At 35.2% G+C, this 24,782-nt stretch carries 23 protein-coding genes and 1 pseudogene; 20 read left to right on the top strand and 4 right to left on the bottom strand.

What is annotated here, in order from left to right:
- Positions 1–3: 3 nt before the first annotated feature.
- A complete protein-coding gene (locus BM088_RS12175; RefSeq protein WP_091984125.1) occupies positions 4–546 on the bottom strand; it encodes a TetR/AcrR family transcriptional regulator in 543 nt (180 codons plus the stop codon).
- A gap of 115 nt (positions 547–661) precedes the next feature.
- Between BM088_RS12175 and BM088_RS12170 the strand changes: the two genes are divergently transcribed.
- On the top strand, positions 662–1,330 hold the full coding sequence (locus BM088_RS12170; RefSeq protein ID WP_245763815.1) for a glutathione S-transferase family protein: 669 nt from the start codon (positions 662–664) through the stop codon (positions 1,328–1,330).
- A 128-nt stretch (positions 1,331–1,458) separates the two neighbouring features.
- On the opposite strand, the gene lepB is transcribed toward BM088_RS12170, so the two are convergent.
- Positions 1,459–2,118 carry a signal peptidase I gene (lepB, locus tag BM088_RS12165; protein WP_091984122.1) on the bottom strand — a complete coding sequence of 220 codons (660 nt, stop codon included), beginning with the start codon at positions 2,116–2,118 and terminating at the stop codon, positions 1,459–1,461.
- Between the two features lie 187 nt (positions 2,119–2,305).
- Here lepB and hrpB point away from each other — a divergent pair, with 187 nt between their 5' ends.
- Positions 2,306–4,744, top strand: a complete 2,439-nt coding sequence (gene hrpB / locus BM088_RS12160; protein ID WP_091984119.1) for an ATP-dependent helicase HrpB — start codon at positions 2,306–2,308, stop codon at positions 4,742–4,744.
- A 1-nt stretch (position 4,745) separates the two neighbouring features.
- On the opposite strand, the gene BM088_RS12155 is transcribed toward hrpB, so the two are convergent.
- Positions 4,746–5,576, bottom strand: a complete 831-nt coding sequence (locus BM088_RS12155; protein ID WP_091984257.1) for a class I SAM-dependent methyltransferase — start codon at positions 5,574–5,576, stop codon at positions 4,746–4,748.
- A gap of 268 nt (positions 5,577–5,844) precedes the next feature.
- Between BM088_RS12155 and BM088_RS12150 the strand changes: the two genes are divergently transcribed.
- Genes BM088_RS12150 through BM088_RS12065 form a run of 18 tightly spaced genes read left to right on the top strand, consistent with a single transcriptional unit; the run spans position 5,845 to position 20,857 of the window.
- Complete coding sequence (locus tag BM088_RS12150) at positions 5,845–6,033, top strand: Flp family type IVb pilin (protein ID WP_091984116.1); 189 nt, start codon at positions 5,845–5,847, stop codon at positions 6,031–6,033.
- A gap of 39 nt (positions 6,034–6,072) precedes the next feature.
- A complete protein-coding gene (locus BM088_RS12145; protein ID WP_177208030.1) occupies positions 6,073–6,546 on the top strand; it encodes an A24 family peptidase in 474 nt (157 codons plus the stop codon).
- A 15-nt stretch (positions 6,547–6,561) separates the two neighbouring features.
- Positions 6,562–7,446 carry a Flp pilus assembly protein CpaB gene (gene cpaB / locus BM088_RS12140; protein ID WP_091984111.1) on the top strand — a complete coding sequence of 295 codons (885 nt, stop codon included), beginning with the start codon at positions 6,562–6,564 and terminating at the stop codon, positions 7,444–7,446.
- 1 nt (position 7,447) lies between these two features.
- Positions 7,448–8,824, top strand: a complete 1,377-nt coding sequence (locus BM088_RS12135) for a type II and III secretion system protein family protein (protein WP_091984108.1) — start codon at positions 7,448–7,450, stop codon at positions 8,822–8,824.
- A 10-nt stretch (positions 8,825–8,834) separates the two neighbouring features.
- Positions 8,835–9,446: a CpaD family pilus assembly lipoprotein gene (locus BM088_RS12130; RefSeq protein WP_177208028.1), complete on the top strand. Its 612-nt coding sequence runs from the start codon at positions 8,835–8,837 to the stop codon at positions 9,444–9,446.
- The gene (locus tag BM088_RS12125; protein ID WP_091984103.1) at positions 9,443–10,687 is read left to right on the top strand and encodes a CpaE/TadZ family protein; all 1,245 of its coding nucleotides are present in this window, start codon (positions 9,443–9,445) and stop codon (positions 10,685–10,687) included. The genes BM088_RS12130 and BM088_RS12125 overlap by 4 nt, the downstream gene beginning before the upstream one ends.
- Positions 10,687–12,027, top strand: a complete 1,341-nt coding sequence (locus BM088_RS12120; protein WP_091984101.1) for a TadA family conjugal transfer-associated ATPase — start codon at positions 10,687–10,689, stop codon at positions 12,025–12,027. Before BM088_RS12125 ends, BM088_RS12120 begins: the two co-directional genes overlap by 1 nt.
- The gene (locus BM088_RS12115) at positions 12,024–12,956 is read left to right on the top strand and encodes a type II secretion system F family protein (RefSeq protein ID WP_091984098.1); all 933 of its coding nucleotides are present in this window, start codon (positions 12,024–12,026) and stop codon (positions 12,954–12,956) included. The genes BM088_RS12120 and BM088_RS12115 overlap by 4 nt, the downstream gene beginning before the upstream one ends.
- A gap of 13 nt (positions 12,957–12,969) precedes the next feature.
- Positions 12,970–13,902, top strand: a complete 933-nt coding sequence (locus tag BM088_RS12110) for a type II secretion system F family protein (protein WP_143085070.1) — start codon at positions 12,970–12,972, stop codon at positions 13,900–13,902.
- A 2-nt stretch (positions 13,903–13,904) separates the two neighbouring features.
- Positions 13,905–14,729 (top strand): tetratricopeptide repeat protein, encoded by an 825-nt coding sequence (locus BM088_RS12105; RefSeq protein ID WP_091984094.1) that lies wholly within the window; start codon positions 13,905–13,907, stop codon positions 14,727–14,729.
- Positions 14,729–15,166: a TadE/TadG family type IV pilus assembly protein gene (locus BM088_RS12100; protein WP_091984091.1), complete on the top strand. Its 438-nt coding sequence runs from the start codon at positions 14,729–14,731 to the stop codon at positions 15,164–15,166. Before BM088_RS12105 ends, BM088_RS12100 begins: the two co-directional genes overlap by 1 nt.
- A complete protein-coding gene (tadF, locus tag BM088_RS12095) occupies positions 15,156–15,719 on the top strand; it encodes a tight adherence pilus pseudopilin TadF (protein WP_091984088.1) in 564 nt (187 codons plus the stop codon). The genes BM088_RS12100 and tadF overlap by 11 nt, the downstream gene beginning before the upstream one ends.
- A 3-nt stretch (positions 15,720–15,722) precedes the next feature.
- On the top strand, positions 15,723–16,952 hold the full coding sequence (locus tag BM088_RS12090) for a TadE/TadG family type IV pilus assembly protein (RefSeq protein WP_091984085.1): 1,230 nt from the start codon (positions 15,723–15,725) through the stop codon (positions 16,950–16,952).
- Between the two features lie 11 nt (positions 16,953–16,963).
- Positions 16,964–17,440: a TlpA family protein disulfide reductase gene (locus BM088_RS12085; protein WP_091984082.1), complete on the top strand. Its 477-nt coding sequence runs from the start codon at positions 16,964–16,966 to the stop codon at positions 17,438–17,440.
- Complete coding sequence (locus BM088_RS12080; protein ID WP_091984080.1) at positions 17,440–17,988, top strand: DUF4266 domain-containing protein; 549 nt, start codon at positions 17,440–17,442, stop codon at positions 17,986–17,988. The genes BM088_RS12085 and BM088_RS12080 overlap by 1 nt, the downstream gene beginning before the upstream one ends.
- Positions 17,989–18,000: 12 nt before the next feature.
- Positions 18,001–19,209, top strand: a complete 1,209-nt coding sequence (locus tag BM088_RS12075; RefSeq protein WP_091984077.1) for a DUF3570 domain-containing protein — start codon at positions 18,001–18,003, stop codon at positions 19,207–19,209.
- A gap of 49 nt (positions 19,210–19,258) precedes the next feature.
- Positions 19,259–20,113: an FAD:protein FMN transferase gene (locus tag BM088_RS12070; protein WP_091984075.1), complete on the top strand. Its 855-nt coding sequence runs from the start codon at positions 19,259–19,261 to the stop codon at positions 20,111–20,113.
- Between the two features lie 30 nt (positions 20,114–20,143).
- Entirely contained in the window at positions 20,144–20,857 is a 714-nt protein-coding gene (locus BM088_RS12065; RefSeq protein WP_091984073.1) for a hypothetical protein, read from the top strand.
- A 133-nt stretch (positions 20,858–20,990) separates the two neighbouring features.
- On the opposite strand, the pseudogene BM088_RS12060 reads toward BM088_RS12065, so the two are convergent.
- Positions 20,991–24,782: pseudogene (locus BM088_RS12060) on the bottom strand (DUF1566 domain-containing protein); the annotation flags it as partial.

Here is a 24,782-nt window from a genome sequence, read left to right as displayed (position 1 = left end):
TATCTAAAATTCAGTGATGGCTTTTTGGCAAGCGAGTAAAAGGTCATCACTTAATGTTTTGTCACTTAATGCCCTTGAAATGGCTAAACCTCCAACCATTAATACCGCACTTTGCAATGCTTTTTGTTGATCTTTTGTATGAATATTGGCTTGTTTAACAAAGCCCTTAAATAGTTGGGTATAAGTATCTTGGATTGTTTTGTCTTGTTGTGAAATATCAGATACTAAAGAAGCCAATGGACAAGGTTGTTTATCTTGCTCATCCCTGTGAGATTGACTTAAATAATATTGTGCGATATGAGTTAAATTAATATTGCTATTAAGTGGTTTTCTAATTTGTGCCGCATCAGCACCTTTAATAATTGACTGAGAATATAAGTCACTTTTTGATTTGAAATGACTATAAAAAGCGCCGCGCGTTAATTGCGCTTCTTTCATTATTTGGTCTATTGAAACTCTATCAAAGCTATTGTTAGCAAATAGCTTTGCAGCGCTGAGCAGAATTTTTTCTTTTGTTTTTTGCTTATGTTGCTTGCTCCAAGCCATGATTTTTACTCTGAATTTTAATATAAGAAAAGTATGTCATATTTTTAAAATATGTTCTTGAACATATTCTGTTTCAGTTTAAATTAATGGTAATTAATAACACAGGAAAGAGAAAATGAACGCAAATATTAATAAACAAACTGTGCATATTTTTGGTTTAGAAAGATCTAATTTTGTACGTACGGTAATGTTGATTTGTGAAGAAAAAAATATCCCATATACCTTTGGTTTTGAATATAAAAATAAGTCAGTAGCGTTTAAAAGTGATCAACATTTTAAATTACACCCCTATGGCAAAATTCCTGTTTTATTGCATAATGACTTTGAATTATCTGAAACCGCTTCTATATGTCGTTATTTAGATAACAACTTTGAAGGGAATTCAGTTCAATTTGATGAAGCGAAAAAATCAGCTTATCACGATGCATTTTGTGCCATTGCTTCTATTGATATAGATAAAGCAATCTTAAGACACTTTCTAATTGAATTTGCTTTCCCTAAAGGTGAAAATGGTGAAGTTCGACTTGATGTTGCAAAAGCAGCATTACCCGAAGTTCGAAATGCGCTAAATGTGATATCTAATGAGCTGGCAAGTCACAATGGTATTTTGAATAATGAGCAATTATCTATTGCAGATGCATTAGTTGCACCTATGATCCATTATTTAACGACACTTCCTGAAGGATTTAACTTAGTGCCTGAATTCCCAAGGATCACAGCTTATTTAGCTGACTTATTTAAACATGAATCTTGTCAAAAGATTTTGATAAAAAAGGCTAAATAGATATAAAAAATTTTTATTGATGTTCTTTCTAATGTAAAAATAAGACGTTTTAACTCCATCATTGGAGGCGTTAAACTAGCCATTAATGATGGAAAACTCATTTTTACATTTTTAAGTTTTAAATATTTTTACTCTGAGTATAAATCAGTTAAAAATCTGTCTTCACGTGGAATATAATAGTCATCATAATCCAGGGAGAATGCAATTGTGGTCGCCTTACCTTTAAGTTCATGCCTTGGAACAAAGCCATAAACACGAGAATCAGCACTATTTCTTCTGTTATCACCCATTACTAAATAGTGATCTTCAGGCACTATTATTTCAGAAAAGTTACTTAGACGATCACTGGCATTTTTTTCGATACGAATTTTATGTGTGAGGCCACTGATGGTTTCATTTGCAAATATTTCTTGGTTGTTTTGTATTGTGACTGTGTAACTGAGTTTATTGCCATTGATAAATAACGCTTCATTTTGCAGGCTTATTTTATCTCCAGGTAAACCGATAATACGTTTGATTAATCTGTTTTGTGCCGCTTTTGATTCAAATACGATTATTTCTCCTCGATGGGGCTCTCCAGTTTTGATTAAAGATGTTTGGCTAAAAGGCACTCTTAAGTCATAAGCCATTTTATTTACAACAATACGGTCACCTTCTTTAATAGTTGGTTGCATTGATCCCGTTGGCACTGTGTACCAATCGGCAACAGCACTTCTAAATACTGACATTAAAATAATAAAAACAACAAACTGCCTGTTATTCTTCCAAAATACTTTTATTTTATTCATAGAATTAATACTCCACTTTTTATTTGTTTTCCTAACACCTTAACCTTAGTAGGCCATATAACTGTTAAAAAGTTCAGGCTTGAAGTGTTTCAAAATATGTATATTGATGATTTGGTCAAATTCATAATGAACTCACTTATCTATCTGGTTACAATAGTTAAATACTCTTATATCATGTTGAAGAACCTTGTTACCTGTTGAAGAAATTTATCCCTCATTAGTTGAAACACTAAGCAATAATTCTATGGCGCTTTTACAGGCACCTCCTGGAGCCGGTAAATCAACTTGGTTACCACTGCAACTTATAAGAGATAATCACTTTAAACATATCATAATGTTAGAGCCAAGGCGTTTAGCAGCGCGTAACATTGCGAGTTATTTAGCTCAATGTCAAAATGAGAATGTGGGGCAAAGTATCGGCCTCAGAATACGTCAGGAAAAACAGGTAAGCCCCCAGACTAAATTAGAAATTGTCACAGAAGGCATGCTAACACGCATGTTGCAAAATGATCCCGAGCTAACAGGCATAGATTTAATTATATTTGACGAGTTTCATGAGCGATCAATTGCAGCTGATATGGCACTTGCCTTTGCACTTGAAACACAATCAGCACTACGTGAAGACTTAAAAATACTTATAATGTCTGCGACCTTAGATGCAACACATATCACAGAAAAGCTATTATCTTTTGATCATATCTGCCCTGTACTTACCAGTGAGGGACGAAGCTTTCCAATTAATGAAGTTTATATCCCATTAAAGGATGAAACACGTTGGTTAGCGCAAATTCCTCGTATTATTAAACAGGCACTCGCAGAGCAAACTGGTAGTCTTTTGGTATTTTTACCTGGGCAAAAAGAAATTAACTTTGTCGCACGTAACCTTACTGATTTAGATGAAACAGTATCGGTATTTAGCTTGTTTGGTGAGCAAAATAAACACATCCAGCAGCAGGCAATAAAACCAGCAGAAATCGGTAAACGAAAAGTTGTATTAACAACTAATGTGGCAGAAACCAGTTTAACGATTTCAGGTATTCGCATTGTGATTGATAGTGGTAAAAAGCGTGCCGCAAAATTTAATTTAAAAACAGGTGTTACTGAGCTAATTACAAGTAATATTTCGCAATCATCTGCGGTGCAAAGAGCAGGACGAGCAGGGAGAATTGAAGCAGGTATCGTATATAGGTTAGGCTCAAGGCAAACGTTTGAGCGTCGAAATACTCATGATATACCTGAAGTTTTAAGTTCTGATATCAGTAATTTTGTATTAGAAGCAAAACAATGGGGGGCTAATATAAATGAGTTGTGCTTGCTTGATATGCCAAGCTCAGGGCAAGTAGTACAAGCTGAAAAATTATTGCTGATGCTTGAAGCAACAGACATAAAATGTAAGTTAACCAACACAGGTCAAAAAATACTTAACTTTGGCACTGATATTCGATTAGCGCATATGTTAATAAAAGCAGAGGTATTAGAGTCAAGCCACCCTGGCATTAGCTTGTTAGCGGTGTATTTAATTTCTTTAATTGAAAGTAGAGTAAAAACCAGTGATGAGTTGTCAGTGGCACTTAATAGCCAAATGACAAACCCGCACCCTGTATTTAAAAAGCAATTAACTTATTGGTTATCAAGGTTAAAACTAAAACCAGTACATGAATTAGCGTTATCACATTTAAATATATTATTAGCTTTGGCTTATCCTGACAGAGTTGCAAAAAAACGTGGCCAAGGATATTTACTTGCAAATGGTGCCGGAGCTGATTTATCTGATAATTATTGGCATGATGATGAATTTATTGCTATTGCACAAATGGGTGGCGCAAAAGGTAGTCGAATTTTTAGCGCAACTCCCTGTGACATGATTTCACTTGAATTAGCTTTACCCCATTTATTTAATGAAAAAGAAGTATGTGAATTTGATGAAAAAGCAGGGCGATTTATTCATGAAAACCGTATTATGCTTGGTGCAATCACTGTTGAAGCAAAACAAAATCATGCAGGCATAGATCAAAGATTGAGAACATCAGCCTGGTTAGATTTAATTGAAAAACGAGGATTAGATTTATTTGTAGAAAATAAAGAGGCTGAACAGTTATTTATACGAATGTTTTTGGCCGCTAAATTTTATCCTGATCAGTATTGTGAGATCAATAAAGACTGTTTATTAGCGAGTTTAGATATTTGGCTTGCGCCATATTTAACGGATATTAAAAAGTTAGAGCAGTTAAAAAAATTCAATTATTATGAGGCATTAAAAAATATTTTTGATTGGCAAATGCAAAGTGCATTAGATATTTTATTGCCTTTTAGAATTAAAGTACCCAGTGGTTCTAATGTTCGAATTAACTATCAACTAGATGGTCCTGCAAAGTTAGCCGTTCGCATGCAGGAGGTATTTGGTTTAGCAAACACTCCTATGTTAGCACAAGGAAAGCTACCTTTATTGATGGAACTGTTATCCCCCGCAAAACGTCCTTTGCAACTTACACAAGATTTATCCACCTTTTGGCAAGGAAGCTATAAAGAAATTCAAAAAGAAATGAAGGGGAGATATCCAAAGCATTTTTGGCCTGATGACCCTTCAACGGCTCAAGCAACAAATCGTGTTAAGAGTAAAATGTAACTTAAACTAAATTTAAACTTTGTAGCCATTGTTGTTCGTATTCGGACATTTTTTTATGACGTTTAGAATGCGAATGTTCTACTTTATCTTGATCCGAAAAAAACGGCCCTACACGGCAATAAGTACAATATTTGTCTGATAAATCAGGGTTTATATAATCAGGAATTGTTAGCTTTTCATTTAAAGTTTCATAGTTTTTGTTACTCCAGACATAGGTATTCCCCTGTGTATCTTTAACATGTTTATCTCTGTCTACGTTGCGAATACGGTAACCTGGAAAATTATTGATATCAAACTTCATTTGTCCCAAATAATTAATCGGCATATCACTTGGCTTAAGCCCAATTAATAACGCGTTTTCAATATCCCACTCTCTATAAGGTTTCACATCTTTAGAGGTGATATAACATAAGTTTTCACCTTTTGGGTCTAAAAAATAGCGAAAAGAATAAACTAAAAAATGACGTAATAAATGTCTATTTAAAGTATTAACAGAAATATGATGGTTAACATCTTTACATTGCTTTTGAAAATCTTCTTTAGATGAAAAAGCAGGAATTAATGGAAACTGAAATATAACTAAATCATAATTTTGAGGTTTTAAATGTGACCAAGTATTTTTATTTGTCACATCAAAATTGGTCAGTACATCACAACCTTGCTTTTGCAAAACTTGAAAAAACTCATCGCCATATTTTTGATTTAACACTTTATGAGAATCAAAAATAGTCGCCGTCAATTTTTTAGGTTTGTAATAATTTAATAAAGAAGCTGAAAATGATAAATCACCATCACCTACGGTTAAAATTCTCCAGTTAGGATTGATGTACATTGTTAATCGTTTTAAATGTGAATATTGTGCGAGATTATATCTGAACGCTATTAAATCGAGCAACTTAATATCAACTACTTTTTCAATCACCTCTTAATATCTTAAAGTTATTTATTTAAAAAGATCATAAAAAATGGCAGGGATCATAGATCGCCTAAATTCATAAATAATTATGTTTGCAATCTTTTATTAAATAAGTAGAATGCGCTCGAAACAATAATCGATCTCATTCGCAATTGCGTTAATGTTAATTTAATGGAAACGAAAAATGTCATATTTAAAATCATTTATTAAAGATCAACGTGGTGTATCTTCTATAGAGTATGCTGTTTTAGCTGCAATAATTGTTGGTTTGTTAGTTGCCTCTTTTGGTGGCGCTGATGGTTTAAGTGCCATTATTGAGCAAACTTTTGAATCTATCAAAACTAAAATCACAGCATTAACTTCAGGTAATTAAAGTTATTTCATTTAAATAATGCGCTACAGAAGATAAATCTTGATTGAATTAATTGCGAGCATAACTTATTGGTCATTGCTCCTTCTTTTGTGTTTGTGCTGCTATAGCGATATTCGTTATAGAAAATTACCTAACTGTTTCTGTTTATTGATATTAGCACTAGGTTTTTTGAATTTAATTATCCAACCAATGGAGTATAAACCGGAAATTGTATTATTACGTATATTTTATGTATTTCTGGTTTTTATTCTGGGTTGCTTTATTTATAGGTTGGGTTGTTTAGGTGGTGGAGATATTAAATTAATCGCTTCTCTATCTATATGGTTTACACCAAATAATTTAGTTACTTTTTTAATCTTAATGACCATGTTTGGTGGTTTTTTAGCTGGGTTAAGTATTTTGTATAACCAAATTGTTGTTTTATTTACTTCTAAGCTTTTAGCGCATAAAAAAATAACGACCTTGCCTTATGGAATTGCCATAACTGCAAGCGCCACAATTTTATTGATATAGGAATATTGTTTCTAGATGTTATCAACAAAACACATAATATATTTGACCTTTTGTTTAACTTTGACCGGGTTAGTCGGGATTTATTGGCAGATGACAAATGTAAATTCCCCTAAGGTTGAAGAGAAAATAATTGAGCCTCAAGTTTCTGTGCTAACAATAAACAGTGATATTGAAATTGGCCAAGCATTAAAAAGTAATCAAGTTAGCTGGAAGTTAATATCGCAATCTCATGCTAATAGTCTCGTTGGCGTAATAATAAAAAAAGATTTTAAACTTAACAGTTTTGAGACCAGCATAACGCGCCATGCATTAAAAAGCGGTAACTATTTACATTTCGACGATATGGTTTCACCTAATGACAGTGATTTTTTAACCAGTGTTTTAGATCATGATAAACGTGCAATCGCTATTAAAGTTGATGCAAAAGCGGCGATCGCAGGCTTAATTCGACCAGGGGATCGTGTTGATGTGATGTTTTATCATCATCTTAAAAAACGCGCTGATCAGGATAACTGGTTGATTGCCTCAAGTGGTTCTGCCAGACAATTAGTGAGTAATGTTAGGTTACTGGCTGTTGACCGTAAAATTGAACGCCAAGATCAAATCAAAGAAGGTAAACATCAGGCTGAAAAATTTAATGAGCAAAGTACAGTAACGCTTGAAGTGAGCACCCTTGAAGCTGAGCAATTAGCGTTAGCCCAGGAATTAGGACAACTCAGTTTGTTACTGCGAAGTGTGAATAAAAAAAACCTATTAAGAGAACAACAAATAAAACCAAAAGCAACTACTTTTTCAGATGTATTAACTCAATTCAATAGCCGAACAGATCGTGCAAATATGGTTTTAATGAAAGGTAAATATCAGTTAGTGACAAATTATAAATATAAGGAAGAGAACTAAAATGGCGAAGTATTTTCAGGCGTTCTTGTTCTTGTTTACTGGTATAAGTTATTGCGTAAGCGCGTTAGATATAACTGTAAGTGAAGGGTATTTAATTCAGTTACCGAGTAATGCAAAAACCATTTTTGTTGCAAATCCTGATATAGCAAATTATCAGGTTCCCGCCAGTGATAAAATTTTTGTTTTTGGACTAAAACCAGGTAGTACTAATTTATATGCGCTTGATGCTGCGGGTAGCGTCATTTTTGAAGATAAAATAAAAGTTCAGCACGATACTATAGAGCTGAATGAACAAATTACTACGCTTTACCCCGAAGCAAGAGTTAAAGCAGTATCAAATAATGGGCAGCTATTATTACAAGGAACTGCGCCTACAGCGTTAGTTGCTGCAAACATTGTTGCATTATCTCGAAGTTACATGATGTTTTCATCAGAGGAAGGTGAGCCGCCAGAACCTATTAACCAATTGGCGGTAACTTTACCTAATCAAGTTAATATTAGAGTAAGAATTGCCGAAGTATCACGTAGTGTTACAACAAAACTTGGACTGCATCCTGGCGATGATATGCTAGGTTTAAAAAATGTAGGTTGGGTTAATCATACAAGTAATACTTCTGAATTAGACCTTAATCAGATGATGGATAAAGTGGTCGGTGTTGATATTGCGGGTAGCTTGAATAAAATATTTGGTCTTAAACTTAACTCACACTCAATAATGCTCGATGCTTTGGCTAAAGAAGGTGCAGCCAAACTATTAGCTGAACCAAACTTAACATCCTTATCTGGTGAAACGGCATCATTCTTAGCCGGTGGGGAATATCCGCTTCCTGTCAGTCAAAACCAAAATGGTCAAATATTAGTTCAATATAAAAAATATGGTGTTTTATTAAATATCACTCCCACAGTACTCAGTGATCAACGTATTAGCCTTAAAATTCAACCAGAGGTGAGTAGTTTAGATGTTAACACGGGTTTAGCTGTTGGCGGTTTAGCAGTCCCTGGAATTAAGGTTAATCGTGCAGATACCACAGTGGAGCTGGCCAGTGGCGAAAGTTTTATGTTGGCTGGTTTATTAATGCATGACGAAAACAATACAGTGAGTAAGTTTCCATTTTTAGGTGATATTCCTGTGTTGGGGGCATTGTTTCGCTCTACAGGTTTTGAACGTAAAGAAACTGAATTAGTGATTATCGCAGAAGCTTATGTGGTGCAGCCATCCAGAGATAAAAATCTAACTTTACCTACTGATAACTATAAGCCTTATAGTGATTTAGAGCGTTTATTTAATATGACATGGCAGCAAGAAACAGTAATGCCTGCATTACAAATAGATGAAGACCAGCCTCGCTTACTTGGTGACAACGGCTTTTATTATTAAGGAGAGTGTTATGAAAATTAAACTTTTAACATTACTTGTTGCCGCCATGATATCACTATCCGGTTGTACCAATATTGAGAGTTATACTAATTCACCGTCTAATACAGGTTTGAAAGCTATTGGATTAGAGTTACTCAATAGCCAAATATCATTCACTGATGTTAAATATTCAGGTTTAGATGATAAGCAAAAACAAGCCCTCAATTTATTTATATTTAATCAGGGAACAAGCTATAAACAGCGTATTTTAGTTACTGCGACGCAATCTACTTTGACTTTGCATCAGGCTCAGCTAAGTAAATTATTACTTGGTTTTGGTATCGCATCAGATAAGTTGGTTTTTAAGATTTCAAATGATGCTAAACCAGAAGTTGTTGAAATTATTAGTGAATATTTCAGAGCAGTAGCGCCAAGTTGTAAGTCTGATCCGCGTGCTGATTTAGGGTGCGCAACCACTCGAAATTTAGCCATGATGATTTCAGATCCAGCTCAATTAATTCGTGGCGCTGCACTGGCACCTGCCGATGGTGTTAAAAATGTCAATGATGTTGTGAAGTACCGTGAAGGCACAGAACAAAATAATAAGATTTCACTTACTGATGTTACGCAGGGAATCGAATGAGTTATCAAACAACACAGAGCAATATAGGTCTATCTGAATCAAGTGAACAGTCAGGTTTAACAGCTTTTGTAAGTGATAAGGCCAGTGAGTTATTGGTTGATAAAGTATTTACGCATTTTCCTGCAACAGAGTTGCAAAAAATTATAATCGGTGGGGTACAAAAAGCGATAGAGCATTTACGCAACCATGTATCTCCACACGTTTTAATTGTTGATATTCAAACAGAAGATGAGCCTTTAGCTGCGATCACTACGTTAGCAACTGTATGTGAACCTGGAACCCGAGTCATAGTGATTGGCAATGATGTGTCGGTTGATTTATATCGTGAACTTAAAGAAATGGGCGTGGATGATTATTTATGTAAACCGCTAAATCAGGAGCAGTTAGTTCATGCAATAGGGCGTGCTAGCGGTCAAATTAAACATCAAAATACACGTAATGCTAAACAAATTGCAATTACAGGCTGTAGTGGTGGCGTTGGCGTATCAACCCTTATTGCAAATATTGGTCGAGCGCTCGCGCTACATGGTGCACAAACATTGATCACAGATCTTGATTGTTATGGCGGTGATTTAGATTTATTACTTGATTCTAACGCTGGCTTTGGCTTGATGAACTTGCTCAGTGAGCAAAATAGCATAGATAAAATATTTATAGAAAGAGCATGCCAGCAAATTTCAGAACGATTATTTTTATTAAAATCTATGGGTCAGAGGCAAGACTTTGATGCGGCCAGTTATCAAAAATTACGTCATGTACTGAGTGAAGAATATAACTATTTATTATGGGATTTACCTTCGCACTTATTAAACCAGCAAGGAATATCAGATACTTTAATTGGCGCTGATATTCAAATTTTAGTCTGTGCTCCTACTATGGCAGGGCTTAGGCAATGTAAGGCGTTATTGTCACAACTAGGTGAACGACAGTATGGTCAACGAACATTATTGGTCTTAAATCAAATTTATGCGCCTCGTGATGTGATGTTAGATCAAATGCAAATGGAACAAAGCTTAGGTAGAAAGTTTGATCATGTATTGCCTTATGCACCTAAAGTTGCACTAAAAGCTGCTGAGTTAGGTCAGTCATTATTAAGTGACCGCCATGCAATTGGCCGTAGCTTAAACTTACTCAGTGAAGATATTTTAGGAATAAGCAAACCTAAAAAAAATGGTTTATTTAAATATTTATCGATATTGACTAAAAAAACGTCATCTAAATCACTTAGTCGAGGTTATTAATGTTTGGCCGTAAAGTAGCAGAACATGAAACTGTGGTAAAAAATACCCGTCTTAATAATGCGATTGTGAGCGACCTTGATATAGATGAGCAAGCCTATGATATTGTTCGTGAACAAATATTTAATAGTATAGATCCTGGAGTTGCTACTAAGTTAAGTCAGGATGAATTGGCACAGCGTATTTTAGAGGCTGTTACAGCAATTGCGAATCAACAGCGATTGCCACTCACTTACCAGGCTCAACAGCAAGTTGCCGAATTGCTACTTGCAGATATGTTGGGTTTAGGGCCATTGCAAACCTTACTTGATGATCCCACAATTAATGATATTTTAATTAATGGTTATCAAAAAATATATGTGGAACGAGATGGAAAGCTAAGTCTAAGCAGCTTTAAGTTTCGTGATGAAAATCACTTGTTACATGTTGCAAGACGTATCGCTTCGGCAATAGGACGTCGTATTGATGAAACAAATCCTATGGTTGACGCACGTTTAAGTGATGGTAGCCGAGTAAATATTGTTATCCCCCCATTGAGCTTATCAGGTACCAGCATTTCAATCCGTAAATTTTCAAAAGTAAGTTTGCAGCTGGCGCATTTAGCGCAACGCGGGGCTATGTCAGATGACATGATGACATTTTTAAAAATAGCCAGTCATTGTCGTTTAAATATTCTTGTTTCAGGGGGGACTGGTGCTGGTAAAACAACCTTACTCAATGCTTTATCACACCAAATAGATTCACAAGAGCGTATTGTAACGATAGAAGATGCCGCAGAGCTTAAATTACAACAAGGGCATGTGGTGACATTAGAAAGTCGCCCTAAAAGTATCGAAGGCAATAGTGAAGTGACCTTACGAGACTTGTTGAAAAATGCACTTAGAATGCGACCTGACCGCATTATCGTTGGTGAGGTCCGAGGTGAAGAAGCATTTGAAATGATGCAGGCTATGAATACAGGTCATGACGGCTCTATGTCAACCTTACATGCTAATTCATCACGAGATGCTTTGACTCGATTAGAGAACATGTTACTGATGGGACAAGTCAATATGCCATCTCTTGCCCTTAAGCGACAAATGAACTCGGCGATAGATATTATAGTGCACGTTAGCAGAATGCGTGATGGTAAACGTCGTATTACGAGTATTAGTGAACTTGTTGGTCTAGAAGGGGAAACATTATTAGTACAAGACTTATTTAGTTATCAATATCAGGGCGAAAATAATAAAGGAAAACTAACAGGCTCTTTTATTAATCATAAAATTCAACCTCATTGTTTAGATAAAATACGTTATTACGGTTTAGAGCAATCGATTTTGCAGCTACTGGAGGCTGCATGATCTTTTTATTTATAGCATTAGTTTTGATTTTAGTTTTTACGACTTTTGCAATGAAAAATTTGTCTCGTCAAAAAGGATTATTGGAGTCACGATTAAATCGCTACCTGACTTTAACACCCTCATCTGACAGTGAAACGGATCAAACTCAACTATTTAATGTTAATAAATATCAAAAAGGGTGGCAACTTTGGTTGTATTTAAGTCAGCAAAAGTTGGCTTCAGTTATAAGTACTCAGTTTGCAATAAAACTAATAGCCATTGCATTAGTGAGTATTTTCCCTGCTGTATATTTGACAAGCTCATTTGCTCTGGGCTGGCAAATAGTCATCATTATATTAAGTTATTTGTTTTTTAGTTTTTTAATTTTTAATTCTTTGCTAAAACGCCAACGCGCTGTATTTGAAGAAGACTTTCCAGTTGCAATTGCAACTATCAGCCGTGCAATTAGTGCTGGTGTAACAGTATCTGCTGCTATGGCACATGTAACTAAGGATATGCAAGGACCTGTTCCAGATGTTTTTAAACGCATTACAGACTTGTTAGCCATAGGCATAACCTTAGAAGATGCATTAACAGATGCATCATTACGAGTAGATTTACCCAGTTTTAAATTTTTCACTGTGACATTACTGTTGAATCAAAACTCAGGCGGGCAATTAACTTTTGTCTTGCATCAATTAATGGCAAACCTACATGAACGAAAAGCAATGCAACAAAAGCTTATGTCTATGACAGCTGAGCCTAGAGTATCAGCAAAAATTATCGCCTTGCTGCCTCCTTTATTTTTATTACTCTTTTGGTTTCAGGCACCGCATATTTTTGATTATTTATTTTATCAAGAAGCCGGACAACTGGTATCGGCCTATGCTGCTATCAGTATCACTATTGGCCTGTTGTTGATAAACAAAATGACCAAAATTGATTATTAGCGGAGTTAATAAAATGGAAATGGGTAATGCAATGAGTCATATCTGGAGTGATCCATGGTGGTGGTTTAGTTTAGCGCTTTTTATAGGCGGTTCTATTTCGGCGATATTTTTATCTCGTAAAGGATTACAGCAACAGCGACAGCAAGAAAGAATTACTCGGTACTTAAATGAAGATATACACAATAAAAATAAAAAACAAAATCAGTTATTTGATAAAGAAAATGAAAATAAATGGTTTGCGAAAGAAATTGAAAAAATACGTAATAACTTACAAGCCGCTGGTTTTTATCACACCAAGGCCATACGTTATTTTTTATTAATCAAATTCAGTATTGCAGCAGTCGCTTTTATTAGCGCAGGTATCTTTTTTTTAATGAACAATAACTTTGATATGAAGTCATTTTGGATGTGCGCAGGCATTGCTTTTGTAATTAATATCATGCCCGATAACTTTCTTATTTATCGAAAGAAAAAACAAACTACAGGGATTATTAAAGCACTTCCAGATAGCTTGGAATTATTGGTCATTTGTTTAGAGTCAGGCGCTACTTTGGAGCGTTCTTTAGATATGGTTAGTGAACAATTAGATGATATTTATCCCCAACTGTGTCGTCAATGGCAACTAACAGTAGATCATATGAAAGTAAATCCAGATCGCCAAGCGGCACTGCATGCTTTAGCGAACCGCACCCAAATTACAGAAATGACTGCACTTGTTACGGTATTACAACAAGCCGAAAAATTTGGTTCTCCATTAGCGCAAACACTTCGTAATTTCTCAAGTGAAATGAGAGAGCTAAGAAAGTTTTCAATTGAAGAGCGTATTGGAAAACTATCTTCAAAAATTACCTTACCTATGTTGGTTTTGGTATTTATGCCATTACTGGTGATTATACTTGCGCCGCAAATATCTATGTTAACTATGGCATTAAAGGGAATGCAATAAATATGTTTATGAGTGTTTTTAAAGCAATGATGCAGTTCTTATTATCAAGAGTGGGGGCATTTAAATGGGCATTGATATGTGTTTTTTTGAGTGCTTGCCAAACACCCCCAGATAAAATTAAGCATAAGTTATCTGACAATACGTTAGCGGATATTGCACTGCAAAGTGGTGATATGCGCAGTGCAATTGGTCTTTATCAGAATTTGTTAGCTAATTATGATAAAAATCAACCTGATAACTTAACGGATAAGGTTTCGTTATTAGTACCATTAGCACAGGCTTATAGGGCTTTGGGTCAATCTGAGTTAGCAATTCATTATCTTAAACAAGCAAATATGATATCACCTGATAGCTTGTTAAGCTGGCGTGAGCTGGGTTTTAATTATATGGACCAACAACAATATGATGCGGCAAAAGACGCTTTTGGTTTTGCCATTAATATAAATAATATGGATATTTCCAGTCTAAATGGCATGGGTATTGTTTGTAGTTGGTTAAAAGATTATCACAGTGCACACAAATACCTAATTCAAGCTCTGGCATTAAAGCCGGGCAATATTGAATATAAAAATAATCTTGCGCTTAATTATATTTTGCAACATGAATATCGTAGCGCAATTAGTCTGTTATTACCTTTATATCAGCAGCAACGTAGTACAGCTAAAATGCGTAATAATTTAGCATTGGCATTAACTTTAAATGGTAATGAAGATTATGCTAGACAAGTACTGGCAAAAGACTTTAATCAACAGCAAATAGAACAAAATATTAATTACTATCAATTCAGTCACAAAGAGCAAGTATTACCCGCTAAGGTAGACTCTTAATGGCATCAATAAAAAAACAACGAGGCAGCATGGTTATTGAAACTGCTTTTGTTCTTCCAATATTAATTTTTATTGTATTTAGTGGATTAGAGTTAGCTCGAGGATTAATGATCCGAGCGAGTTTAAATCAGGTTGTGGCTGAAGCCGCAAGAGAAATAAAGTTAACTGCTACAGCAAGTGGCAGTTATCAGGCTCAAATAATTGAAATTATAGGGCGTAATAAAGCTTCACTATTGAATAAGAATAAAATTAAAGTAATACAAGTGAGCTATTTCAAAAATCCTGAACAATTAGCGTTAAATAATGCCAGTTCAGATCGTGCGGGCTTGACTGCACCAATAGCAAAATATCAGGTGGAATATTCACTTTCAACTTTTAGCCCCTGGTTAAAAAGCTTAAATTTTAATACTGAAATATTGGTCAAATATGAAGCTTAATTTGAATCACCAACGCCCAATAATATTGCAGCAAGGTGTGATTGCCCTTGAGTTTGCTTTTGTATTACCCATATTAATTTTAGTGATTTTACTGAGCTTTGATTTAAGTCGCTATTTTCAACAGCAAGGACAATTAGACCGTTTGAGCTACAGTTTAGCGACGATTATAAGTCATAGGCAGCAGTATTATTTAGATATAAAAAGTAATCAGCCTAAACCCTTAAACCAACAACAAGTAACAGAGTTGGCCCTCATTGCTAGATCACAATTAAAAGACTCAGGTATCGCTATTAATGTGCATTCATTAATTCGAAATGTCGAACCATTAAAGACAGCGCAATTTAGTGATGGTTCAGCAAGTTGTCAGTGGCGTGTTACTGCAGACATTAATCAAGCTTTGCCTCTTGTTTTAAGTTACCAACTAGAAAATGAACCCGGAATATATGTTGTTGAATTATGCCAACCATTAGGTCGTTTTAGTTTATTTGCGCTTTTTAGTGGTGCAAGTAGCTTTTCTAGCCTTTATTCTCGCAGTTTAACTGTTCAAAGGTAATGCATGAAATTAGCTAGACAAACTTACCCTAAAATTAAGCGCCAACAAGGTATTAGCGTGATAGCTGCATTGTTTGTAATACCCGTATTATTACTTATAGGGGGTATCGGCGTAACTTTATCAAATACTTTAGCGGCGCAAACACACCTTGGTAATGCAAGTGAAGCCGCAGCGATGTATATAGCAAAACGTAACTTAGATAATAATACGGAAAACCTAAGTGCTGCAACTGCTTTTATTAATCAATATAGTGGGTTAGCAGATGTAAATGATGTCAGCATATCAAAAGAAGTTAATGGTTATCGTGTAAAGTCTAGGTTTGATACTGCTTATATTTTACTACCCGGAAATAATAGCAATGTGATTAAAGTTGCGAATCAGGGAGCAGCAGGAACAGGAAAGCAATTGCAATTCGATATTGCATTAGTGATTGATTTATCAGGGTCACAAAAAAGCTCAATTGAAACTTTAAAAAATACTTTAAGCAATATCATTGAACAATTAGATCAGCGTTTTGAATCTGGCAATATTAGAATAGCTTTAGTGCCTTTCAGCTTTTTAGTTTCAGTAGAAGATGCCAATTGGTTACCTGAGTCTCATAATCGGCTGCAATGTGTAGATGCCATATCTTTCAAATCTAGTATAAACGGAGAGTTAGTCTCTAGTGCTGATAAAACCGCAGAAGATGTATTTACCCATTACCAAGATTTATTGCATATTCGCTATCAACCCCGACCAGAGGATACAACTTGGATAGAAGAAGGTTGTCCGGATATAGCAACTTTACCGTTAAGTGAAGATTTATCTAAGGTGAGTAAGCGGATACAAGAACATATAGAGCCATCTAATGTAGGTATGACTATCTATTACCATAGCATTATTATGGGGGCACGTATGCTCTCTGAACAATGGGCTGGTGAATGGAATAATAATACTCAATACCGTGCTAAAGCTAACAAAGCAATTATAGTTTTTGGTGATGGCAAAGGTGGAGGTTCTTACTCTTATGATTTTAAAGCCATGATTGAACAAGGGATATGTGAAAATATTCGAAATGAAGGCATTGAAATATATGGCATTGAATATGGTGATTTTGCAAATAATTCAAATATAGAAAGCTGTATAGGTTCTGACAAAATGTCACCTCTGAACAATTTAAGCACTCTTATCGACTTGATGTTAGAGCAAGCCGGTATCGATACTAACAATCAAAAATTACAGCTCATACGTTAAGGCAAAGGTATATGAATAAAAAATATTGGTTAATTTCACTGTTACTTATGGTTAATTTTAATACGAATGCATTACAGCGAGGAGATGTTATTTCGTCGCAATTAAGTCAGCAGTTGCAATTAGATCCAAATAAAATCACTTTGGTCGACTTTTTTGCTTCCTGGTGTGTGTCTTGCCGCATTGAATTACCTGAAGTTGATGCACTTTCAAGTCAACTTTCGCAACAACCAAAAGGAAAAGGTGTTGAATTTATTGGTATTCAAGTTGATGAAGATCCAAAAGTTGCGGCAGACTTTCTTAAAGAAATGAATTTGAGCTTTCGAGTCGTTGATGATCAAAGTCAGCAAGTTATCGGCGCTTTTGAACCCATAGGCATGCCTGCACTATATTATATTCGCAATAATAAAATATTAGGTATTCGATATGGCGCGATCCCGCATATCGGAAAGGTTATAAGTAACGATTTAAAGCAGTTGGGATTGAAATAATGAAGCAAAAACTGTTAATGAAGGGGGCTATTTTTTGTTTGTTAATAAACAGTTTGTCTATATACGCAACTGAAAAAGATCAAACAAAGGGTTTGGTTAAGTCAAATGTATCGGTCACAACAACTAAAGTTGTAAAAAAATTTACCACAAAAGGGCGAAGCCAGTCGGTAACTCAATATCATAATAAACGGATATACCCAGAAAAAACACCAACACTACCGGTAGAGACTCAACAAACATTGCTCGTTTCTGATCAAATATTGCCCGCTATATCAGATGGTTTTTCTCAATTGAATAATATTAATAAACCGATAGCAGCAACAGTGAGTCCTTTAGGTGAGTGGTTTAATGAAAGATTTAGCTGGATTGATTCTTTGTTAAACAATAAAACAGTAAAACCTTGGCAAAAAGCGACCTTAGCAGAGCCTGCGATGTCACCTGGTGGCGTAGCGCCTGTACTAGGTAAGTTTGCCAATAAAGTTTTTATTTCTAAAGAAGCAAGTTTAGGTGGCAATGGTGTTGCTGGTGGCGGTTGTGGTTGTAAATAATAGGTATTATCGATGAAAAAAAATATAAATCTAAGTGTAATTGGCTGTTCGGTATTTGCTTCTGGTGTTACCAGTGCAGAACAAACTTTGTCGTTACACCATATGGATTATCGTGAAGATGACAAAAGAATCAATGTTGGTGATACATCACTTGGTTTGAAATTAGATTTAGGTGTTGATTATAGTTTAGATTTATCATTAGGTTATGACAGTGTTTCGGGAGCATCTCCTGCATGGCAAGTTGACCCAGGTGCAAGCTCACCTGGCTTAGACGCTGCTCAGGAATTAACAAGTCAAACGCTTTTAGGTTATGCCTATGATGTGAGTCGGTATAATATTAGACGTGTTGATCTTGTTGATACCAGAAAGTCTTTTACTGGGGCTTTAACGATACGAGACAGATACCGTAATGAGTGGACTTATGGTGTATCTCATTCAAAAGAAAATGATTATAAAAGCAATAGTATTTCAGCTTCATATTTATTATATCTCGATAAATTTAAAAATCGTTCATTAAATATAGGCTTGGCTTATCTTGATGATGAAACTTTAGTATTTGGAAGTGGTTATCAAACTCGTACCGAAGAATCCTTGAATAGCTTTAACTTTGAAACTGGATTTACTCAGGTACTATCGCCCAAATCTACATTTGATATAAAACTGTTTATTAATCGTGATAGTGGCTACTTAAGTAATCATTATTTAACTGTTTTACGACAAATTGATTTAGATAATAGCGAGTCTATAGAAAATAATGAATATTTTCTTGCGGCGGATAGCAGACCAGACTCAAGAAATGCTGCGGGCGCAAAAATGAGTTTAGCCTATCAACCGTGGCATTGGTTGACAGGGCAATCAAGTTATCGTTATTACTCTGATAACTGGGCAATTGATTCTCATACTTTAACTAATTCACTTAATTTTGAAGTGATAAATGGCTTATTTATTAAACCTGAATTTATTTATTACGAACAAAATGGGGCTGATTTTTACCTTAATCCAAATGATGTGGGAACTGATGAACCAGTCGTTAGCTTTGCTGCTACAGGTTATGGCAGTAATGATGTAAGACTTGGAGATTATCATGCAACAACATTCTCTTTGACTATGAGTTATCAACTTACACAACATTGGCAAATAGACATATCAGCAAATAGGTATAAGCAAAGTAATGAATTTGCTGCAACTTGGGCTGTATTAGGCATTAATTATCATTTTTAATCGCCCTAAATCAAATTTGCCATTAACTGTATGCCATGAGTTTTGTGCGATGACAGTTAATTGCCAGTTAATGCTGATTGGTGAAGATCAAAAAGTGCTTATTGATGCAGCAAGCGCGATAGAACTGCAAACTTTAGCGCTTGAAAAAAAATATAATTTTTATGCTAAAAATTCTTGGCTTAATTACCATATTAATAATCGCGGCTTATCGCAAGTTGTATTAGATACACAAAGTGCAGCCGTTTTTTCTTGCGTGAGGGAGCTGTCAGTTGCAACGCAAGGTTTGTTTGATATAACAACCGGTACACTTAAAAGGGCAGCTCAATCTAATAAGTTACAGAGTTTAGATTTATTGTTTGAAAAGTATCAGCATGCGATAGGATTGGATAGTTGGTCAATTAATGGACCCATATTAACCTTTAAAAGCCCTGAAACACAATTTGATTTAGGGGGGGTTATTAAAGAATATGCGGTTGATCAGGCTATGACGTTATGCCGAAAATTAGATATAAATTCCGGGCTTATTAATTTTGGCGGTGATGTGATCTCTTGGGGTTGTAAACCGGATGGCAGTCCCTTTAGGGTTGCGATACAAAACCCACTAGAGCCGAGTAAAGTGTGTGGCAGTATATGTTTGAAAAATCAGGCCATGGCAACTTCTGGTCATTACGAACGACAATTTAAATATGGCTCACAAGCGTATTCTCATATTTTGACAAACAAACAGATCAATCAAAAAGTAATATCGGTTTCAGTGATCAGTAATAGCGTTTTAACCAGTGGTATTTTCAGTACTGCACTTTGTATTAAGCCAAGCCTATCAAATAAAGTTAAGTCTATCATTGCACCATTATTTATTGATGATCAATTAAAATTCCATCGTGATCCAAGCAGTTTAACGTAACATTTTTTAAATATATTAGGAAGCTTATAAATGAATAAGGGAACCAAGGTATTAGCCTTGGCATCATTAATTGTAACAAACACAGCCTGCGCACAATCAATTGAAAATCAGTTAAGATCAACACCTACTTACTCATTATTTGCAGGTATGACAAATGGCGGTGATATCATTGCAAGAGGTGGTAAAAAGGTCTCCGAAGCAACAAGCCCTGAAGCGGAGCCTGATGTGAGTTATAGTGAAAAGCTCAAAGCTGGAGGTTTTTTTGCTGTGGGAGGTGGGGTTAATTTTGCCTTGTCAGATCAGATTAATATTCAACTTAATACTAGCTATCACTGGGATCAAGTAAATGATCCGGATATAAAGTTTAGTCGATTTGAATTTGAAATAATCCCTTATTATCAAGTGAATCATCAAATACGTCTTGGACTCGGTGTGACGCACCACTTTAATATAAAATCAACTGGCAAGGCTCTAGATTTTGCTGAATTTAATAATAAAGTTAGTGATATTATGATTGAAAATACATCGCAAGATATTAAGACTGACTTTAGTAATGCAACAGGCTTAATTGCATCTGTTGGTTATCAATTTGAGGGATTTAATAGCTTAGTAGAATTACGCGCAGTCAAAATAAATTATGACGCTAATATGAATGTGATGAATCAATCTCTATCAGAACCCAGCTCACAAAGGGTAAAAGCGAAAGGCGATCATATAGGTGTTTATTTTCACTGGTTATTTTAACTGACTATAAATTATAAAAAACGCTCATTTTTCAATGAGCGTTTTTTTATGTGTTGAAAACATTTATTTTTAATACTATTTAGACCAATGAGCAGCCCAAAATATTAATTTTGGGCTTATAGTGAATGTAAGATTATTTAACACATATAAATGGTTGTGAAGTTGAGATGTTAATTGATGCGTAATCGGCTCCCCATCCACTACTATCCCGTAGTGAATAACCATAACCCCATGAATCAATTTCTTTTAACCAGTATTTATTTTTACTTTCTAAAGATAAGTAATTTGCTATTTGAGTAAAGTCAACTGTTGCATCTTTAGAAACCATACCAGCACCTTCAGCAAGGCAATGGTTACTGGCATCTGTGTGGTTTTTAGGGGGAGTTGCTAAAGTATAACAATTGCCATTTTCAAAATACCCAGTGCAATTTTTTAAAGATGAGAATTTTTGAGTTGATTTTAGTATTTCACCAGCAGGTAAATACTCTTGTGGTTTTGCCTTTACGCGTACCTGAACATCCCCTATTTCTAAATTTATATCACTTAAGCTTTGAGGATTCGTAGTAACATCTATCCAATTTTTGCCTGTATTAATACTATATTCATAATCTATGGGGGTTATATAGCCTGAAACATAATCCCAGCCAAAGGTATTTATATCTGTTGTATCAACAACAGTACCATTACTTGGTGCATCAGCTACTGCTTTTAGTTTAATGCAAACAAAGGGGTAGGTCTTATTTCGATCCTCGGGGAAGTTATCTACTTTCCACTTGTCATTACTATAATGAAAAGTATAAGCATCTTCATTTCTAGTCTCATTTAGCCAATAGTTTTTACTGTTGTCTAATGATAAACCATTTGTAATTACTGAAAATAAATCAGTGTCTGTTTCTTTTGTAAGTAAACCTGATCCCAATTCAGTACAGTGTGTTAAGGCATCGATATGGCTCTTTTCATCTGCGACTAAGTTATAACAAAACCCATTGTTAAAATAACCACTACATGCTATGGAAGGGGTGAATGCTTTCGTTGACTTTAAGGCTTTTCCTGTAGGTAAAAATATTTCTGCGCGGCCTTTGACACGTACCTGAACATCACCTTCGGCTAAGTCGTTATCATTTATATTTTGCGGGTTATCTGTAACCTCTTTCCATGATAAGCCAGCATTTATACTATATTCGTACTGATTATTTTGGTTAAAACCAGTAGCATAATCCCAGCCAAAGGTATTTAGTTCAATACCATCATTTACAACGCCATTGATTGGTGCGTCAGGTACATCTTTTGTAGGCTCACTTATCATTATGTATAAATATCGATTAATAAGTGCGCCGTTGTATGCTTTTCTATTACAATCAGCAGCATCTCCATTAAGCGCTAAACAGCGATAACTTGAGCTAGACTTAATATCACGGCTCAGATAAAAATTATGATCATTATTTTCAGTGCTGTCAGTATGCCAATATTGGAAATAAGTTTTATTTAGTGGATAAAAGTATAGGTCAGATAACTGTGCCAAAGTCGGTAACTGCCAGTTGGTTTTACCACATAATGGTGCACTTGCTGTATTCATCAAATGTGGAATGTTATCTGTTTCAATGCCACCATTCTCAGCTATTCCTGTTAATTTTGCGATTGTTTGATAACGTGTATTAATTTCACCTGTTTTTGGCAAATGCCATATAGCTCCTGAACTCTCTTTTACACACGTAGCTGTATCCCAATCTGTGGTGACATTACCTGTTGAATCTAGCAATTGTTGTTTCTGTTGCCTATATACTCGTGCAAAAGTGAAATAGTTATCCTCCCCTATATTGGCTAAATCTTGTTCATTAGAGAAACTTGTTTTAACTGGGCTGTTGTATTGATAAGCTCTATGTTGAGTTGAATTAGGTGCCTGAACACTCCAATAATAGTAGCTATCTAAGTTAGTACCTTGATGATTTGGAAATACTGCAGGGTCTATGGATAACTTTTCTTTACTGATATTTGTGGTAGCCAGTGAGCCTAATAAATGAATTGTTGGTATTTGCCAGTCAGTATAATTACAAATGGCATCACTATTATATTGCGCTAATAAACCACCTGCTTCCATTAGGTTTTTATCACTGCCTCCTGAATAAGCGACATTATCTATGCTACCAAGAGTTCCTTTATTTAATAATGCCCATACTCTTTGCCTTTCTTGATATCTTAAATCAGTAAGGCATCGCCAGCCCTGATAAAATGTGGTATCGGCTTCAATGTAATGGCCTGCGATATCGAGCTTGGCAAAGTGAGTTCCGATCACAGCATTATCTATAGTGATTTGATAGCCAGATTGATATGCATCTTCAAATGCTTGTTTTACCGTTTGGTAATCTGTGGTTAAATCATTCAGATTAAAGTGAGTTTTAGCTGTATTTAGGGTATTGCGAACAAGGAGTAATTCAGCAAGTGCATCAGCATGTAAATTTGATGGTAAAGCATCGAGCAAAACTTGATATTGATTAAGTTTATCTATGGCAGTTTGATATTTATCCATTAATTGATGCCATTCATTCAGTAATAACTTTGCTTGTTTATGTTGTTCACTACCAGTTTGCGCAGAATTAAGTGCAGTTAATAGAGCTGGGTAGCTAGTGGCAAAATGCGTTAAGCTAGTTGTTAATGCATTTAGCTCAGTTTGTGCTGTGTGTATTGCTTCAACATTAGCTAAAACTTGTGCCAAACTTTCTATTTGTACAATTAAAGCTGCAAGTTCAGTTATTCTTTCATTTTGTATTGTTACCGCTGTTGTGATAGTGCTTATTGCGTCAGTTGAATTTTGCTTTTGTATTTCATCCGCTAAGGGGTCATGTGTTACAAAGTTTGCTAAAACTTGTGCAAATTCAAAGTCTTTTTCAATAATAAGTTGATGCTGTTTTATTAATTCAAGACTTGTTTCTAGCACTGTTTTGCTGCTAGTTAGGTTATCATTAATCAACAGATAGTTATTAATACTCTTAGCGTTTTGATAATCAGTTAATAAATTATCAGCTGGAGTACGGGCATTTTTGTATTTGGGCTCATCATTTGTGACTTGAGTTTGTATTTTAGTCACAATTGCCGTTATTGTATTTAAGGTTGAAGTCACACCCGGATATTGCCATTGAAGTAATGCTGTGCCATCGGAATAACTTGAAAGTTGAGCTCCATTTTGTACAAAAACAGTTTCTCCAGCATCACTTTTTGTAATGAATTGATTATATGTGTGACTGAAATCGGCTAACTCTGACTTTATTCCAGCTTGTGATTTAGAGATTAATTCATTGAGGGGAATGAGTGACCAGTCAAGAGTGCCACAGGGTTTTTTGGCTAAAAGTGCATTCATTTTTTCATCTAACTTATTGGCAGTGGTCGAATCAATCTTAATCCAAAAACTGGGTATAGCCTGATTATGATCTAACATGCAGCTAGTTTCTGTTTTATCCCAAGAAGCATTGGTGTTTAAAGCTTCTGTTTGATGATTTTTATTTAGCCAGGTGTATGGGTAAAATTCAAATTGGTAGTTTTCATCTTCATGACTTGATGCCCATGCAACGCTACCTGCTGCAATAGCTTCTTCTTTTTCTTGCGCTTTTACTCTGATCCCGACCTCTTCTTTACTGTAAGCTAAATGTCCTATATGTTGTGGATTACTAATCGTTGGGTACCAAGTCAGGCCTTTATCATTGGTGTACTCGTAATGCTTTAGCTCGGTATAATCGGTTAGCATTTTCCATGAAATACCATTATTTTTTCTAAGGTAAGTAATGACAGGTGCAATTGGTCCAGTTGCTAAATTGGTTGTATAAGCAATTTGATTGCTTAAAATAGCGCCTGCTTTATTGTTACCCGGATTTAAGTTTTCAGAGACACGTACTTGTATTTGGCCAATAGCATAAATTTCATTGGTTAGGCT

This window comes from Pseudoalteromonas denitrificans DSM 6059 (assembly GCF_900112265.1).
GTDB classification, from domain to species: Bacteria; Pseudomonadota; Gammaproteobacteria; order Enterobacterales; family Alteromonadaceae; genus Pseudoalteromonas; species Pseudoalteromonas denitrificans.
Note: the sequence above shows the minus strand (reverse complement) of the source record. Positions and strands in the feature narration are given on the sequence as shown.

Excerpts from the sequence above, each read along its gene's own strand:
- BM088_RS12175 (WP_091984125.1), bottom strand. The coding sequence starts at position 546 with ATGGCTTGGAGCAAGCAACATAAGCAAAAAACAAAAGAAAAAATTCTG.
- BM088_RS12170 (WP_245763815.1), top strand. The coding sequence starts at position 662 with ATGAACGCAAATATTAATAAACAAACTGTGCATATTTTTGGTTTAGAA.
- lepB (WP_091984122.1), bottom strand. The coding sequence starts at position 2,118 with ATGAATAAAATAAAAGTATTTTGGAAGAATAACAGGCAGTTTGTTGTT.
- BM088_RS12155 (WP_091984257.1), bottom strand. The coding sequence starts at position 5,576 with ATGTACATCAATCCTAACTGGAGAATTTTAACCGTAGGTGATGGTGAT.
- BM088_RS12150 (WP_091984116.1), top strand. The coding sequence starts at position 5,845 with ATGTCATATTTAAAATCATTTATTAAAGATCAACGTGGTGTATCTTCT.
- cpaB (WP_091984111.1), top strand. The coding sequence starts at position 6,562 with ATGTTATCAACAAAACACATAATATATTTGACCTTTTGTTTAACTTTG.
- BM088_RS12135 (WP_091984108.1), top strand. The coding sequence starts at position 7,448 with ATGGCGAAGTATTTTCAGGCGTTCTTGTTCTTGTTTACTGGTATAAGT.
- BM088_RS12130 (WP_177208028.1), top strand. The coding sequence starts at position 8,835 with ATGAAAATTAAACTTTTAACATTACTTGTTGCCGCCATGATATCACTA.
- BM088_RS12125 (WP_091984103.1), top strand. The coding sequence starts at position 9,443 with ATGAGTTATCAAACAACACAGAGCAATATAGGTCTATCTGAATCAAGT.
- BM088_RS12120 (WP_091984101.1), top strand. The coding sequence starts at position 10,687 with ATGTTTGGCCGTAAAGTAGCAGAACATGAAACTGTGGTAAAAAATACC.
- BM088_RS12115 (WP_091984098.1), top strand. The coding sequence starts at position 12,024 with ATGATCTTTTTATTTATAGCATTAGTTTTGATTTTAGTTTTTACGACT.
- BM088_RS12110 (WP_143085070.1), top strand. The coding sequence starts at position 12,970 with ATGGAAATGGGTAATGCAATGAGTCATATCTGGAGTGATCCATGGTGG.
- BM088_RS12105 (WP_091984094.1), top strand. The coding sequence starts at position 13,905 with ATGTTTATGAGTGTTTTTAAAGCAATGATGCAGTTCTTATTATCAAGA.
- BM088_RS12100 (WP_091984091.1), top strand. The coding sequence starts at position 14,729 with ATGGCATCAATAAAAAAACAACGAGGCAGCATGGTTATTGAAACTGCT.
- tadF (WP_091984088.1), top strand. The coding sequence starts at position 15,156 with ATGAAGCTTAATTTGAATCACCAACGCCCAATAATATTGCAGCAAGGT.
- BM088_RS12090 (WP_091984085.1), top strand. The coding sequence starts at position 15,723 with ATGAAATTAGCTAGACAAACTTACCCTAAAATTAAGCGCCAACAAGGT.
- BM088_RS12085 (WP_091984082.1), top strand. The coding sequence starts at position 16,964 with ATGAATAAAAAATATTGGTTAATTTCACTGTTACTTATGGTTAATTTT.
- BM088_RS12080 (WP_091984080.1), top strand. The coding sequence starts at position 17,440 with ATGAAGCAAAAACTGTTAATGAAGGGGGCTATTTTTTGTTTGTTAATA.
- BM088_RS12075 (WP_091984077.1), top strand. The coding sequence starts at position 18,001 with ATGAAAAAAAATATAAATCTAAGTGTAATTGGCTGTTCGGTATTTGCT.
- BM088_RS12070 (WP_091984075.1), top strand. The coding sequence starts at position 19,259 with ATGACAGTTAATTGCCAGTTAATGCTGATTGGTGAAGATCAAAAAGTG.
- BM088_RS12065 (WP_091984073.1), top strand. The coding sequence starts at position 20,144 with ATGAATAAGGGAACCAAGGTATTAGCCTTGGCATCATTAATTGTAACA.